Raw genomic sequence first — 15555 nt, 5'->3', positions numbered from 1 at the left:
CTTCCGAATTGTAATGGGTGTTGCGTTATTCAGCCGTAGCCGTGGGGGACATCGTCAAGGATAAATCCAAGTTGCCATTGCGGCATCGGATCGAGTCAAGGAATTCCTTCTGGTTCGTGTTCTGATCCAACGTGACGGTGTAGACGAGCTCATACAAGCTGCCAAGCTCAGTCGTACGGATTTTTTTCAATTCATACGCAACACCAAACTTATCGAATACTTCGTCGAATGCTTCCTCGTAGACCAGGCTTTCTGGAATCGTTACTTTGAGCAGCTTCTGAGCCGATTTTCTCGCTCCGAAGTTGGTTTTACTCAAGATGAACATCAAGGCGCAAAGGATTAAAGTGAATAATACCGCGTAGCCGAAGGCGCCTACGCCGCAAGCGAGACCAGCCGCCATCGTAAACAGGACGTAAGCGATATCCTTTGGATCGCCGGGCGCGCTTCGGAACCGGATAATCGAGAAGGCACCCGCAAGGCTGAAAGCTCGGGCAATGTTGCTGCCGATCAGGAGAATAATAATGGCGACGATTGTGGGCAGAATGATCATGGTTAGCGTGAAGTTTTGTGAATAGCCCGCCATGCTTGTCTTCATGTAAGTGAAGCTGATAATGGCGCCGAGGGCAATGGCGATTAGAATCGTGATGATCGAGCTGCCAAGTGTCATTGTGGTAGTCGCAGTCGTAGGATTGAATAAAGTTTCGAAATCAAACATAGCGTACACGCTCTCTTTCTATAAATGGTGTTATTTGTGTCGTTTGCGCGGCCGGTGTTTTTTGCGCCCGCAACATCGGTCGTTCATGGCCGTGTCTAACCGTTTTTATGTATTCGTTGCCGTATTTAGAGAAACTAGTGCGGTACAATCCATGCTCCGATAGCAGCCGCGACAACCACAGCGGAATCGTGTTTTCGGCTTTTACTTCCATCAGCCACTTGTTGGCTGGATCAAGAAGCTCGCCATGATCGCCAAGATCCAGTCCCAGATCGTACCGGCGATGGCGGATGTTCGTGTCGAACGTAATGCGGAGGTCTCGGCTCTCCTTGCTAAACATCGCCATTCGTTCGTAAGCCAGATATACCTTCGGTTCGAGCTCGTAGCGGCATAGGAAATATTTGATTTCCTCGATCACCTGTTTGTTCATGTAAGGCTGGAGCGCTGGCTCGATCCCGGTTTGCACGAACTCGTAGGCTTCGTTCAGCTTCATCCCTGTTCTTCGTTTGTTGACGAGTCCGAACACCTTCTTCTTCATCTCCAGGTACACCTTCGCGTCGCCGCTCGGCACGCCGTACGCTCTCAGCCGAAGCTTTTCCTTGTATTTCGGCTTCGACAGGCTCGTCCGGATGAGCGAATCATGAGGAGTATCGAAGTAAAGGTTGCTGATCGAATAAAATTCATGCTGCTTGTTATAAGCATCAAGCTCCATATGTTCAAGCAGGTCGTTATAAAATCGCAAATACGCATCGTGATCCAACAAGTATTTGTTCTCGTATCGGTTGAACACCTCAATAGCCATCCCTGTATCATTCCTTTCTGACGTTCGATGTGGTCTCGTCTCTCATGTCTGTATCTTAGTCCTTCAACCTTTAATGAATCTTAAATCGATTTACATTTTCTTAATAAATCGCGCTTCCTATATATAGCGATTGAACACGAGCGAAAGAAAACAGTTAAGGTTGATTAAAGGTTCGCTTGCTATAATGGGGATAGCAAATCTAGTAAACAACAAAGGATGAACAGCCGATGCGAATTTTAATCGCGGAAGACGAAATACATTTGGCGGAAGCCCTATCCCAATTATTGAAGAAGCAGAACTATTCCGTGGATGTCGTCCACGACGGCCGATCCGCTTACGATTACGCGCTGAGCGGAATCTACGATCTGCTGCTGCTCGATGTCATGATGCCGGAGATGGACGGCTTTGCCGTGCTCCGCAAGCTGAGGGGCGATGGCGAGGCGACACCAATCATCCTGCTTACGGCCAAAGGCGAGATTACAGACAAAGTTACCGGACTCGATTACGGAGCGGATGACTATATCGCCAAACCGTTCTCGACCGAGGAGCTGATGGCACGCATACGTGCTGCGCTGAGGCGTAAGGGAGAGGTCGTTCCTGAGGACGCGTTGACGTTCGGAGATATTGAGCTGAACACAACGCTTTTGAAACTGACAGTCAAGGGCAAGGAATTGAAGCTGAATTTGAAGGAAAGCGAGCTGCTCGAGCTGCTTGTGACGCGAAAGCTTGCCGTCACGTCGAAGGAGCAAATTATTGAAAAGCTGTGGGGCTTCGATTCGAACGCGGAATACAACAATGTGGAGGTGTACATTTCGTTCCTTCGGAAGAAGCTGGCCTTCCTTCATGCGTCCGTGAAGATTGCAACAATCAGGAGCGTTGGGTACATTCTAGAGGTGACGGAGCAGCATGTTCAATAAACTCAAAAACCGTTTTCTCTTGTTGAACCTGATCACGATCACCGTCATGATGCTCGCTGCTTTCACGGCCATTTATGCGATCACCTATCAAGACGTGAGACGCGACATCAATATGGAGCTTCACCAAGTTTCGGAATTCTACCATAAACAGCAGGACGGGCCTAGACGGTTCGAACCGGTCGATGACGGCGCCCCACCTCCCGAAGAGTTACAAGGCGAGCTGCCTGCAGGCATGAAAGACGACGGCTGGAGACCTGAACGGTCCGTATCGTTCAAGCTAGAAGCGGACAGCTCCGGCACGTTAACGAGCACCGACTCGCGATTTGATATGGAGGAGTCCTTTTTCCAAGCGGCTCTCGAGAAGGCACTCGCTGCGGGTAAAACGACCGGCCAACTTAAGCTGGACGGCAATGAATGGGCGTTCATCGTTCAATCCACTTCTTCTGCAGGCAATATGTTCGTTTTTATGGATATCACCGCGCAGCAAGGCATTTTGACGAATTTGATTTACACATTCGGGGCTGTTGCTCTCGTTATGCTCGTCTTCATCTATTTCATCAGCCGTTATTTTGCCAGCCGATCCATTGCTCCAGTTAAAGAGGCGTTCGAGAAGCAGAAGCAGTTTATCGCCAATGCTTCCCATGAATTGAAGACGCCGCTTGCGGTCATTCAGACTAACGCGGATGTGCTGCTCGCTAACAGCGAGGATACGATCGTAAACCAAGCAAAGTGGCTGCATGTCATTAAGCAGGAGACGCTGCGCATGGCCAAGCTGACAAGCGATCTCCTCTACCTGACTGAGATGGAGGACGCGCGTTCCGCGATGATGCACGCCGAGTTTGACCTGAGCGAAGCGGTGGAGACAATTATACTGACAATGGAGGCCGTTATTTTCGAGAAGGAGCTCCAACTCGTATATGATATTGAGCCCGGACTGACAGTGAACGGCAGCAGTGAGCAGATTAAGCAAGTCATCATGATCTTGCTCGACAATGCGATCAAATACGCGGGTCAGCGAGGATTAATCGAGATTGCGCTGAAGAAACAGCATCAAGATGTCGTCCTATCGGTCGCCAACACAGGCGAAGGCATTGCTTCGGAGCACTTGCACCGGATCTTCGACCGATTCTATCGGACGGATTCTTCCCGCACTCGCACCCAAGGCGGCCACGGTCTGGGTCTTTCTATTGCAAAGTCCATCGTTGATCAGCATGCTGGCAAGCTATATGCGACAAGCGAGCTTGGGGAATCGACGACTTTTTATCTGCATCTGGATTAGGCCTCGCAACGAAAAAGCCCTTTCGACCGTTTGAGCGGTCGCAAGGGCTTTTTGATTGTTGCCGTTTCTAGGCATCCGATGTGCTGACTCGTCGATCTTTGGAATAACGATGCGAACTGTCGCTCAGCTTGTTCAACGGCACATCGCCTACGCTGCTTCCGATATAGATCAAATCAACCTCTATTTCATCGTAGCGAATAACTTGAATCTCGGCATCGCAATAATCCGTACCGGCAGGGCATGCTATGCAGCATCACGATGTTTATCGGGCTCACCTTCCATCCCTTTCCTCCATCATACTTTGGCCAAGGCATCAATGATCATTTTGAACAACACAAGATCGTCTTTGTATTCCTCCGGCGTCGTCTTCGGCTCTTGATTCTGTGTAATCGCCTCGTGCAGATGCTTCAGCTCCAGCGTATACGGATCGGTATAGGTCGGCAGTCGGACGGATTCCGTGTACGCTTCGCCAACGGTTTCGCAGACGGTAAGCGTGGTCGGCAGATGGCGAATATACGGGGTATCGTACTGAACCTTGACGGACTTGCCGATCCCGTACACTTTCAGATGTGCATCGAAGCGCCCCTGTCCGTCAACGCCAGTCTCGAACACGACGGAGAAGCTGCCGTAGTCGAAAATCGCAGTCAAAAACGGTAAGCCGTTTGTCTCCGTATACTTGGCTCCGACGATGCCTTGCGGCATGCCGAGCGCCTCCCTCATGACGGATAGGTCATGGCTGGACAGTCCGACTAGCAGGCCGTATACGTCGTGTAGCGGTGAACCGGCCGCGATTCCGGTGGCTTCCTCTACGAGCGCCGCTGTTCTGCGGTATCTGTCCTCCTTCAGTGATTCCGGAATGTCCCCGAACGAAATCGTATGACTCGTAGGCTTGATGAAGAAGGAATTAAGTCCAATGATATCCCGGACCCGCGCATAATGAATCCGGTCCATGCTGCGGATTAATTGGACCGCTTCCACGAAAGAAGCCGCAAAGCGCCTCATATAGCCGACCATGACCTTCACGCCGTTTCGGTTCTTCGCCTCGATGATGGCGTCGGCTTCCGTGAACGTTAAGCACATCGGCTTCTCGATTAGGACATGCTTCTTGTTGTTCGCGGCTGCGATCGCACAGTCCGCGTGGTATTCGTTACTGTTCAGCACAAATACGACGTCTACGTCCGGATCGCTCGTGAGCTTGCTAGCGTCGGAGTAGATTCGGCCGACGCCGTATTTTTTGCCCATAGCGGCAAGCAGCCCCGGAGATACGTCGCACAGAGCCGCGATGCGGAAGTGATCGGGCATCGCGGCGAGAACCGGCAGATGAATCACCTGTGCGACTTCGCCCAAGCCGATAATACCGACGTTCAGGATAGGGGACATTACGTTTTCATCCTTTCCGTTTGTTTATATGGTCCATAGCATGGGTGCAATATCCCCATTTAATGATAGTTAATGTCAATCTATTAATGCCTTGGACAACTACTGATGAATACAGGGCTTGCTTCCTTCACCTCGCGAAAACGTAACCTAGCTCGTTAGCTTTTCTTGTCTGGACTAAGATTCTGGCATGGCCAGACTGGAGAATTCGGAAAGGCCCTCATTTCCTTCACGTAAATGCTATACGCGGCGGGATTGTCCACGGTCAGCCGAACACCGCTGATCCTTTTGTTCGGATACGGGTTCTCAATCATCCACCGGTAATAGGTTCCTTCTGCAGTAGGCATCGGACGGGTTGTATAGGCCGTCTCGAACAAGGCGTCGTCGACCTTGTACGCCTCCTTCTTGAGCGGAGCCGAATCAAGGGAGAGAAACCGCTCCCATGAGCGATCTTTATTGGAGATGTTAAATCCATAGCAGATGGGGAGCTCCTCTTCGGTTCCGTCCTCGTAGACGAACGTGTACGCTCCGATCCGGTACTCCTTTTGATCCAAAAAGACACCATCAAAAAACAGTTTATACTCCCTGTATTCATCCGTCGTGTGCGTCACCTCGACGTATGTCGTACCCCGCGTCGATCCATTGGCTGCGTTTGTTCTTTGGGCTTCGGCGGTTCTAAGCAGTCTGCGATTCTTATCCCGATAAAGAGCCTCGAAGGCCTGCTCGATGACTTGCCCATATGCCGATTCCTCGTAGTCGTCTCTCCAGAACAGGAATGCCGAGTAGGCCATCGAGAACAGAATGCCGTTGCGCTGCAGATTCCCTTCCGCCGTCTCGCTCCAGTTCGAGATTATTCCGCCCCTGGCACCTGCCCGGAGCCGCTCCTTCCAGCCTACGAAAGCCGGTCCTTCAAGATTTCCGTAGATCAGCGGCATCTTGAGTTCTAGGAACAACCGGTCATATTGCTTCCCCATGCCCCAATACCAGTTGAGCATCTGAATGTCCGTCGGCAGAAGATTGATCGCCTGGAACGTCGCTGGGATCGTCTCTCCGAATAGCTCGCCGGTCACATGGCTCTTCATCGCTCTTTCGGCGCCGCCCCATTTCTCTCCGAACTTATCTTCAGCATCGATCAGCTTCTCGCACCAAATCATCGTTTGCACGCCGCGTTCGGCCAAATAAGAATGAATTCGCCGCAAATCATCCGCGTATAGGCTCTCAGCTGGCTTGCCTTTGCATCGTTCACACAGTCCGATGCTATAATATTCGTCATGTCCGACGTGCACGGTCCGAGGCTCGAATACCTGCAACACCTCGTCCAGTACGTCGAAGAGAAGCTCATAGGACCTCTCGTCCGACGGGCAATAGGTATCCGGATATGGATCGTTCTTGCGTTCGGCCAGCTCCGGGTGATTAATCAACAAATAATCGCAGTGGCTGAGCGAAGGCACCTCTGGAATAACCTCGAAGAACCGCTCCTTGCAGTAATGAATCAGTTCCCGTACCTCATCTTGAGTCAAATAGCTTCCGCCGCCATTCTCCACATGAATGGAATTTTTGTACCAAGGGTAGGTCTTGTCTTGAATTTCTATCGTCTTGCCGCTGTACTCACTCATCTCCTCACAGTAGCGGACCCAACCTTCGTTAATTTCGGGATGCTTCTCATACGCCATCGCTCCTCCGACTTCGAGCACGACAGTATTGTATTGGAAGCGGCACAGCAGATCGATGAATTGTTTGAAATAATCCATGCCTTCCCTTGTTGGCATGTACAGCTTCAGCCCTCGAACGGGGCAAATCGGCCGGTTGTATACGAAGCCATATCGAATGAGACCTTCTTCCGCCAGCCTGCTGAGAGTCGCCGCCCCGTAGAGGGAACCGCGCGCCGTTAACGCGTACACCTCGATGCCTGTTGCTTCAATCTCGATGGCATAGGCCTCATCTTCATTACCGCGAGATTCCTCAGGGCCGAACGTTTCGCGAATTCGGTCTTGCAGCCGTGTCGGCCATTGCCCTTCTCTGAACTGAATAGAGGGAAACGACGGCAGTTCAGAAACGCCGGAACGGACTCCCTCCAGAAGCGAAATTACGGCTGTATGCGCGGTCGCCAGCTTCGTGGCAGTCGTCACATACCCCCCCTTTTCCTCCAACAAGGCATACCTCGTCAAGTAATCGTTCGAAACATTTTTCATGGCGATACCCGTCCCTTTCTTTTCAGTCTAAACCGAATTGTTTTAAATAGCCGATTCTGTCCGCATTCATTGAGCCGCTAATTCGCCGAACGACTACTTTAGATTCATTTTTACGCGAAGCGCTATGTCTGACAATCTGTATCCTATTTGTATGCTCATGCTTTTTTGTTCTTAACATCGGCTGGCGTCACGCCCCACGTTTTGCGAAATACTTTGGTGAAATAGCTGAAATCCCGGTAGCCCAGTAATTCCGCCGTCTCAGACACCTTCATCCCCTCTGTCAGCCATTGCATGGCAAGCTTCATTTTGCGCTCCACGATATATGAGGTGAACGATTGCCCCATCTGCTGCTTAAACAGCCTCGATAAGTATGAGGCATTAATGTACAGCTTGCTTGCCACCTCATGAAGTCCGATATCCTCGTTAATGCTCGAATCTACCCATTCGATCATTTGACGGATTAATTCGTGACGGCTGTTATGTTTGCTATCATTGACATATAGGCAGAATCGATCAATTACTTCATAAAGCCACTGCAACGTCTGGTCTTTGGTTGTCAAAGCGCGCAGATTATAAAAATACGTAATATGGCTGCCGACGATTTCTTTGAGTGACCAGCCTTTCAATTGAATGATCCGAACGAATAGCGAGCTCAGGTGCAAAATATTTTGATGAACCTCGTCGCTTGTCATAGCCTGGTCAACATAGACATGGACCCATTTATCAATCATCGCGATCGCTTTTTCTCTTTGCCCGGTCTCCAGCGCGTGCACAAGCACCTGTTCCCTCTGGATATCCGCGGCAACAATGCTGCGCGGCTCGCGCTTGTCTCGATATGGTACGACGATATCGTGACCGTGAACCACTCGTTCTTCCAGCGCTAGACAAGCTTCCCGGTAAGAATCGCAGACACTATTCGGCCGGTCGCACGCACGGCCTATTCCAGCACTGGCCGTTATCTTGAGAAACTCCTTGAGTACGCTCAATAGCCTTGTCGTATGGAGGTGAACCTCTGCCATAAAGTCGTTTGCTGATGAAGGATCGCCACCATTGCGCGTATAATCAAAGAATACAAGCACCGTCGCGCTGGAGTGATTGGTCGAAATAAAGCAAGGAACCTTATCCAGAAATTCTTTTGCAATTCCAAGCAGCGAAATCTTTACAAGCATAATATCTTCCGCACTAAATCGGCCTTCCGGGTTCGTTAAAGGATCAGGATCTACAACCGTCACAGCCCATAATGCGTTGACCGGAAGCGTTATACCTAATTCCCGGCTGCGTTGCTCGATTTCCCATTCCGCATATTTGCCTTCTATCCAGCTTTGATAGAAGATATCCTGGAGTCTCGGCAGATGCTCCGCCCATTTTTTTTGCATTAATTCCTGGTTATACTTGGCCTCAAGATCGCTGCGTATACTCTCCCTCGCCTCTAATACGGCTTGCAGCACTTCCGTATTCCCGGAAGGTTTGAGCAAATATTTCATGACATGCAGCTCGATGGCAATCTGGGCATATTTGAAATCATCGTGCCCGCTGAGCAAGATGATTTTCACTAGCGGATCCGTTTGAGCTATTCGTTTGGCGACGGACAGACCATCCAGATCGGGCATATGAATGTCAAGAAGCACGATATTTGGCTTCATCTGATCGAACAGTATTAACGCATCCATTCCGTTGCCAGCCGTCGCGACCAGCTCAATTCCATGCTCTTCCCAAGGAATGTTGCGGGCGAGGTTATTCAGTAGACGAAGCTCGTCCTCTACGATCATGAGATTCATAGGCACCTCCGATTGGTATCCGTAACAAGACGGTTGTTCCCTCATTTTCAATGCTAGCGATGGTCAGATCTGCCGGATTCGTATCCGTTGCCAAAGCCATGTACATGTTCTCGATATTATTCATGGTCATAACCATCCCTTCCATGGCTGATGAAAGGGCAATCCTGGTTTGTTCATCGACCCTTCGTTCTAGAATCTGTTCGGAGCGGAGGCTGGCAAAGATGCTGACAGCATCAATCGGGACGAGGATGATCATCGCGCCGATCATGACGCCTTTGATGAAAGACTTTTGCAGCAAAGGATAACGAGCACGATCGGTCAAATAGCGACTGCAACCGTAGCCATTTTGATCGTCTCCGGAGGAAGCGTCGTGAGATTCGTCGAGTTGACTGCCAGCTCTTGGCAGTCGCATACGTTAATTATCCACGATGCAAGATTGGATTCATAGATGAGAAGTTTGACTTTCGATTGGTACTTTTTTTACCTTATGAATGCCCAGCCCAACTTAATGTTCTGTTTAAGGAACACATTCAATCGTTAAAAAACCTGTGCTGGAAAATTACTGGGTCGTTCTCTATTTCGCCATGCCACTGTGCCATTCCTCTGTTAAATACCTTTTCAAGTGACAGCGCCAATCCAAGCCTGATCGGATTACGCAAGTATATATAAATATAACATTCAAGCATCTCAGAGAAAGCTATATAAAAGTCAAAGATTTTTAAACAATCATCACAAATTCTGCAGCTATGTAAATAAAAAAACCGGCACACAATTGTGCCGATTAGTCGGTAGAGAATGTCCCAATAACTTTTCTTAATCTCAGATAAGTGATTAATTATGCCATAAGCTAAAAACCTATGCTTTGAACGAAAGAAGACTGCCAGAGGAAATCATCTCTGACAGTCTTAAACTTAATGAGTAGTATGCTTCTCTTCATATTCGCTGGACAATTCCTTAAGCGATTTGATTTTACCATGGGGATGCTGTTCTTGCTTTCGTGACTTCCAGGCAGCTTCCTTCCTGTTCTTCTGGTGAGCCATAAAAGATAACCTCCTCTGGAAAATGAGATGAATACTACTTACTTATGATGTCATTCAGGGGCTGCGTTAATTCATCATTTTTTGAGCAGCGTGGGATTAATTTGGATTCAGCCATTACAAAATTTCGACATATCCTTCAGTTCCATGCACGCGAATTCGTTGGCCATCTTTGATCAGTTTGGTAGCATTTTCTACCCCAACCACCGCCGGCAGGCCATATTCACGCGCGATAACCGCCCCATGTGTCATCAGCCCCCCAACCTCGGTGACTAGCCCCTTGACGGATACAAACAAAGGCGTCCAGCCAGGGTCCGTAAAGGTGGTGACTAATATATCACCATCCTCCAGATCCGCATATTCCATACTTAAGATGACACGTGCTCGTCCCTCAACCAATCCGGAAGAGACAGGCAGGCCTGCAATAGCGCCGACAGGGAGATTTTCTCGTTTGTACTTTCCCGAAATGATTTCGCCGTCAGATGTCATTACACGCGGGGGAGTTAGTTTTTCATATAATTTGTACTCGTTTTTTCGTTTGCTGATGATCTGGTAATCCAGTTTTTTTGAACGTACTACATCGTGAAATTGTTCAAAAGAGAGGTAGTAGACATCTTCTTCTTCATCAATAACGCCTGCATGTGCAAGTTGTTCGGCTTCTTTCAACAAAGCTTGCTTATAAACGAAGTAGCGATTAATCATGCCGTATTTTGGATATTCGCGATACCCGATGAAATTCCTGACCAAGTCGATCATTCGTTTGGTTTCTTCGGCTTTTTGTTCGCCATTCGGCAATTGCTTCAAACGATCTAATAACTCAATTTCTTTTTCAAAAGCTTCATGTCTTCCTTGTTCGAATTTTCGAATGCCAGCATGGGGATCAAAATTTTTGATGTTACCTAGGATTATCGGGATAAGCGTTAGCGGTTTTTCACTCCAACGAGCCTTGGTTACATCGATTTCACCGGCACACCGCATGCCATATTTGTTGAGATAAGCATAGATCGCCTCTTGGGCAGCTTTCCCGCCATGCAATTGAAACATTTCTTCCAAAAAGCTATCCTCTTCTGTATGTTGCAAATAATCGATTACTTCTGGATAAGGGCGGATCGCATCTGCGACATCCAAAAGCGCCAGACCCATTTCCGAAGTTATATTGTTTGGGACCGATTGAGAAAGCGTGTCCGCTGCGTTAGTTTCACCTAACCAATCGTTCATTTTTTCATTGATCCAAGATGAAGCATCCATAGCAGCCATAATCACTTCTAGACTTTGTGGGTTAAATAAAATGTTTTTTAATTGCTGGAAATCTTCTAAAATAAAATCAAATAAATCGGATCCTGATTTCGTTTGGATATCTCTTTTTAACGCTTCTAATGATGTTTGACTACTCTTAATCAAATCAGTAACGATAGTCGGATTGCTTTCGAATGGCGTTGGCAGACCCGAAGACGATTGCTCTTGTTTGAATTTAACGGAACTCGGTACTTTATTGTCAACTGGCGATGATTTTATAAAACCTTCTCGCGCTACGATGGTCAGAAGCGCATCTTTGATGAGTGGTTCGGATTTTCCCAAGGCATCGATTACCATATCTCTGATGGCAGGCGCAGCCAGATTTTGCGTGATATCAACAAACAACCTTCCACCGGCTGTTCGCATAGGTGCACGAGTCGTTAATAGGTAAAATGACAGTCCCAATTGTTTCATCGCATCTGTCATCATTTGTTGATGGCCAACGGATACATAGACGTGGTTTTCTTGATCATTCGCTTCAGGAATCGGGTATAAAGTAGTAATTGGCCGGCTCTGGACAATATAAAACGTATCATCGGCTAAACACCATTCGATGTCTTGCGGAAAACCAAAATAAGCTTCGATCTGTCTTCCGATGTGTGCAAGTCGCATAATTTGTTGCTCGGTAAGTGTTTGGAGCTTTTGTTGATCAGGGTCGATCTGCCTTGTCTCCGTTCCTCCTTCCTTTAATCCGTAGACAGCCAATTTCTTGGATGCGATTCTCTTATTGACGATTTCCCCTTCATGTACGGTGTAACAATCGGCAGATACCAAGCCAGAGACCAGCGCTTCTCCAAGTCCAAAACTGGCATCGATGGAGAGCCGTTTTCGGTTTGAAGTAACGGGATCAGCGGTAAATAATATCCCTGAAGCCTGTGGGAAAACCATCCTTTGAACGATAACGGATAAATAGACTTGACTGTGGTCAAATCCATGTTGCATGCGGTAAATGACCGCGCGGTCTGTAAATAAAGAAGCCCAACATTTGCTGATATGCTGGAAGATTGCTTCTTTGCCAATGATATTTAAATAGGTATCTTGTTGACCAGCAAATGAGGCATGTGGTAAATCTTCAGCAGTCGCGCTGGAACGCACGGCATAAGCATGCTCATCGCCAAACTGAGTGAGATAGTGAGTAACTGCTTTCACAACGTCGGAAGGAATTTCTGCTTCCATAATGGTCCGACGTATCTGACTGCTAATTTCAGCAATTTGAACACGGTCTGCTGCCTTTAACAGCGTGAGTTGTTTCAACAACGCATGATATGCATCGTTTTGTACGATGGCTTTTTGATAGCCTTCTGTTGTTACACAAAATCCTTCTGGTACATGTATGCCATCCATTTTTGATAATTCACCTAGATGGAACCCTTTTCCGCCAACGAGCAAAAACTGTGTTTTATCCACTTCCTGAAAACCGAGAACCAAAGAACCCATTCAAGATCGCCCCTAACCATAAATTGATAAAAGCATTTGACAAGAATTTTAAGGTGTGTTATGATATGAATATATGATGCATTAATTATATATTTATCCTAAATTGAAGTCGTGATCTGAGTATATCATCGTGACTGTTTATATGCAAATGAAAGAACCTGAGCAAGCACTCAGGTTCTTTTTTTATTTTCTGTTATGCTATCATCAGTCAGCGGATCAATTATATTTCGTACTATCGCTATGACGGCTTATCTCCCTAACGCCTGTTCTACAAGCGTTCCCCCTCTACAAGTGTTACCCCCTTACTAGTTAATCGTTTATGCCGGAGGAATACTTTGAGGATTATTAAACACATTGGTCGGATCATATTTAGCTTTAACTCTGCGCAATCTAGGAAAGTTCTTGCCATAATAAACAGGACCAGAACATTTAATACCTTGGTCAGGCACGTTGATGTAGGAGCCTACGATATAAGGCTGAAGCTTCTTCCTAGTATTCCGAGCTAACGCAATATTTTTAGCCGCATGAGAAGGCTTAACCCATGAGCTGTTCCATTCCACATAAAATTGTGCTTTCCGCCAGTAGAATGCGGTAGCTCTAGGTGCGATCCGACTGATGGCACCGCCCCAGTTAAGGAAGAAAAATCCCGCTGGAGTCCCTCCCTCTGCTTTTTCTAGAAACTGGCGCATGACTTTATAAGCTTTATCCGGAAATGGACGTTTGCCAAAGCCGCTTGAAAATTGGTTGCTGAACTTCTGGGTAAGAATGGGATCGGGAGCTAATAAAAACTGAGTAGCTTTCAGATAAGGCAGTAGCCGGATGGTTTTTTGAGTAGGCGTCCCCACGCTGAGAATAGGCTCTAACTGACGCAAGGCTTCTGTTTTAGATCCCAGATAAAGGCCGATCATGCTGACATTGCCGCCTTTTTTGGGACCGACGCTTAGTTCGCTGCCCAGCTTGGTGCTGGCATTAGGAGCCCACACTTGCCATTTCCTCACGACTTTTTCGAACTGTTCCCATGGCCAGGAAATGCTGAATACGGTAGCTTTGGCTGGAGCACGCAGTACTTTGAATTTATATTTGGTGTATACGCCAAAGTTGCCGCCACCGCCGCCGCGGGAAGCCCACAGGAGATCGGAGTTGCGTTTTTTGCTCGCCTGGATTACTCTTCCCTTGGCGTCTACCATTTCTAGTCCGATTAGATTATCGCTGATGAGACCGGTCGTCCTTTGGATCGGGCCAATCCCCCCACCAAGCGTAATTCCACCGATTCCAACCGATGGACTGTCACCAAACGGAGCGATAAATCCTTGCCTTGCTAACTTATCTACGACTCTTCCTACACGATTGCCTGATTCAACCACAACCGTCCTGCTTTTTTTATTCAGCCTGATTTTCTTCATATCGCTGACGTCGATGACTATGCCTCCGTTAACCTGGGAAAGGTTGGTCTCTAAGGCATGTCTTCCGCTTCTTGCCCGAATGGGTACATTGTTCTTGCGGGCCCATCTTATGGCGTTTGCAACATCAATCGTTCTTTGAGCAAACACAAAAACTTTAGGAAATCTGTCCGTATGCGGATCCCAATTTTTCCGGGCTGCTTCATATCCCGGGTTTCCCTTAAATATCACGCGGCCAGTAAGTTTCGTTGTTGATTGCACAATCTCAACTCCCTATAATTGCTCGAATATACATCTGTGTCGTTTATTAGGCAGGATTCTTCATACCTTCTATCTTATGAAAGGCATAATTGGCAGGTATGGGCTACTGTTAATAAAATGTTTAAAGAGCCGCAATCAATTGATTGCGGCTCTCATTAGTCATTCTTATTTTGTTTGGTTGTATGGGTTGCGATAGATAGTATTTTGTGAGCCTGACAGAAAAACAGAGGCTGTCAACGCGTCATATATAACGCTCAAGCAGGCCACTTTTTTTTTGTTACAGGATATTCATCTGAAGGCAAACTATCCGATATAAGACCCTTCCGTGCTTGGTCGGCGAGCGGGCTCAGGGCCTGCAACGCTCAGAATCCAAGCCGCATACCAGCGGCCAAGCCCTTTAAGTAATAAGGGAAGCAGCAGCACGAAAATGACTCCAACTCCTCCAGAGATCCAAGAGCGCTGGGCGGCCGTCAAGCTCCAGTCGAAGAGCTGGTCCAGCCCCCATTCGCTCGAGAACAGATTGAATTCAAACAACCGCATGCTTACCTCGTACGCGACCGGTGAGAGCATCACCGCAAAAGCCGTTACGGGCAGCACGATGGCGACAGTGAACGCCGCAATGCAAATCGGAAGCTGCATAATCCCGAACAGGATACCGCGGTATGATCTCCCGTCCTTCAAGACGGATTTCAACCAGGACCTCCATCCCTGCTGCTCACCAGCAGCCAATATCTGCGGTGCGGTATCGGGAGAATGTTTCTGTCCTTGCAGCCATACTGCTGCTAGGTTTGATTCTCCAACCATGATCGACTTGCATAGGGTCAATGTCGCAGCCAGCAGCGGCACGCCAACGAGAAATACCGATAGCGGAAGGCTTACGGATAATCCAACTACGATGATAATGAATGCTGCTATTCCTTTGGGAAGTGACAGGATGAGCATTTTCCACGCCTGCAAGGCACTTTGTTTCTTCATGATTACAACCACGCTTTCTCATTTTGTTGCTCTCATTGTAGCCCTTTCTCCTGATTCTCATCATCCGCCCGGCGAAGGGAATCAATGTCGGA

Annotated in this window: 12 protein-coding genes; 2 read left to right on the top strand and 10 right to left on the bottom strand. The window is 48.0% G+C overall.

Features of this window, described 5'->3' with window-relative positions; translation table 11 throughout:
- Positions 1 to 25 precede the first annotated feature (25 nt).
- Positions 26 to 715, bottom strand: coding sequence for a DUF4956 domain-containing protein (locus FHS16_RS18950; RefSeq protein ID WP_183566086.1), 690 nt, complete (start codon positions 713 to 715; stop codon positions 26 to 28).
- The gene (locus FHS16_RS18945; protein WP_183566084.1) at positions 708 to 1514 is read right to left on the bottom strand and encodes a polyphosphate polymerase domain-containing protein; all 807 of its coding nucleotides are present in this window, start codon (positions 1512 to 1514) and stop codon (positions 708 to 710) included. Before FHS16_RS18945 ends, FHS16_RS18950 begins: the two co-directional genes overlap by 8 nt.
- Positions 1515 to 1741: 227 nt before the next feature.
- Between FHS16_RS18945 and FHS16_RS18940 the strand changes: the two genes are divergently transcribed.
- Entirely contained in the window at positions 1742 to 2431 is a 690-nt protein-coding gene (locus FHS16_RS18940) for a response regulator transcription factor (protein WP_183566082.1), read from the top strand.
- A complete protein-coding gene (locus tag FHS16_RS18935; protein ID WP_183566079.1) occupies positions 2421 to 3710 on the top strand; it encodes a sensor histidine kinase in 1290 nt (429 codons plus the stop codon). Before FHS16_RS18940 ends, FHS16_RS18935 begins: the two co-directional genes overlap by 11 nt.
- A gap of 294 nt (positions 3711 to 4004) precedes the next feature.
- On the opposite strand, the gene FHS16_RS18930 is transcribed toward FHS16_RS18935, so the two are convergent.
- From FHS16_RS18930 to FHS16_RS18900, 8 genes are all read right to left on the bottom strand, one after another.
- A complete protein-coding gene (locus FHS16_RS18930; protein ID WP_183566076.1) occupies positions 4005 to 5090 on the bottom strand; it encodes a Gfo/Idh/MocA family protein in 1086 nt (361 codons plus the stop codon).
- A gap of 155 nt (positions 5091 to 5245) precedes the next feature.
- Complete coding sequence (locus tag FHS16_RS18925) at positions 5246 to 7279, bottom strand: family 20 glycosylhydrolase (RefSeq protein ID WP_183566073.1); 2034 nt, start codon at positions 7277 to 7279, stop codon at positions 5246 to 5248.
- 155 nt (positions 7280 to 7434) lie between these two features.
- Positions 7435 to 9057: a response regulator gene (locus FHS16_RS18920; RefSeq protein WP_183566069.1), complete on the bottom strand. Its 1623-nt coding sequence runs from the start codon at positions 9055 to 9057 to the stop codon at positions 7435 to 7437.
- Entirely contained in the window at positions 9014 to 9469 is a 456-nt protein-coding gene (locus FHS16_RS18915; protein ID WP_183566066.1) for a hypothetical protein, read from the bottom strand. The genes FHS16_RS18920 and FHS16_RS18915 overlap by 44 nt, the downstream gene beginning before the upstream one ends.
- 499 nt (positions 9470 to 9968) lie before the next feature.
- Entirely contained in the window at positions 9969 to 10097 is a 129-nt protein-coding gene (locus tag FHS16_RS31480; RefSeq protein ID WP_221226408.1) for a DUF6254 family protein, read from the bottom strand.
- 114 nt (positions 10098 to 10211) lie between these two features.
- A complete protein-coding gene (ppsA, locus tag FHS16_RS18910; protein ID WP_183566063.1) occupies positions 10212 to 12827 on the bottom strand; it encodes a phosphoenolpyruvate synthase in 2616 nt (871 codons plus the stop codon).
- Between the two features lie 317 nt (positions 12828 to 13144).
- Positions 13145 to 14488: an FAD-binding oxidoreductase gene (locus tag FHS16_RS18905; protein WP_183566060.1), complete on the bottom strand. Its 1344-nt coding sequence runs from the start codon at positions 14486 to 14488 to the stop codon at positions 13145 to 13147.
- Positions 14489 to 14791: 303 nt separating this feature from the next.
- The gene (locus tag FHS16_RS18900; RefSeq protein ID WP_183566058.1) at positions 14792 to 15463 is read right to left on the bottom strand and encodes a sensor domain-containing protein; all 672 of its coding nucleotides are present in this window, start codon (positions 15461 to 15463) and stop codon (positions 14792 to 14794) included.
- Positions 15464 to 15555: the final 92 nt, after the last annotated feature.

Origin of the sequence: Paenibacillus endophyticus, assembly GCF_014192395.1 — a bacterium.
Lineage (GTDB): Bacteria > Bacillota > Bacilli > Paenibacillales > Paenibacillaceae > Pristimantibacillus > Pristimantibacillus endophyticus.
The sequence above is the reverse complement of the archived record's forward strand: the minus strand, read 5'-3'. Positions and strand labels throughout refer to the sequence as shown.

Bases quoted from the DNA above. Each gene is read 5' to 3' on its own strand.
- FHS16_RS18950 (WP_183566086.1), bottom strand. From the start codon at position 715: ATGTTTGATTTCGAAACTTTATTCAATCCTACGACTGCGACTACCACA.
- FHS16_RS18945 (WP_183566084.1), bottom strand. From the start codon at position 1,514: ATGGCTATTGAGGTGTTCAACCGATACGAGAACAAATACTTGTTGGAT.
- FHS16_RS18940 (WP_183566082.1), top strand. From the start codon at position 1,742: ATGCGAATTTTAATCGCGGAAGACGAAATACATTTGGCGGAAGCCCTA.
- FHS16_RS18935 (WP_183566079.1), top strand. From the start codon at position 2,421: ATGTTCAATAAACTCAAAAACCGTTTTCTCTTGTTGAACCTGATCACG.
- FHS16_RS18930 (WP_183566076.1), bottom strand. From the start codon at position 5,090: ATGTCCCCTATCCTGAACGTCGGTATTATCGGCTTGGGCGAAGTCGCA.
- FHS16_RS18925 (WP_183566073.1), bottom strand. From the start codon at position 7,279: ATGAAAAATGTTTCGAACGATTACTTGACGAGGTATGCCTTGTTGGAG.
- FHS16_RS18920 (WP_183566069.1), bottom strand. From the start codon at position 9,057: ATGAATCTCATGATCGTAGAGGACGAGCTTCGTCTACTGAATAACCTC.
- FHS16_RS18915 (WP_183566066.1), bottom strand. From the start codon at position 9,469: ATGCGACTGCCAAGAGCTGGCAGTCAACTCGACGAATCTCACGACGCT.
- FHS16_RS31480 (WP_221226408.1), bottom strand. From the start codon at position 10,097: ATGGCTCACCAGAAGAACAGGAAGGAAGCTGCCTGGAAGTCACGAAAG.
- ppsA (WP_183566063.1), bottom strand. From the start codon at position 12,827: ATGGGTTCTTTGGTTCTCGGTTTTCAGGAAGTGGATAAAACACAGTTT.
- FHS16_RS18900 (WP_183566058.1), bottom strand. From the start codon at position 15,463: ATGAAGAAACAAAGTGCCTTGCAGGCGTGGAAAATGCTCATCCTGTCA.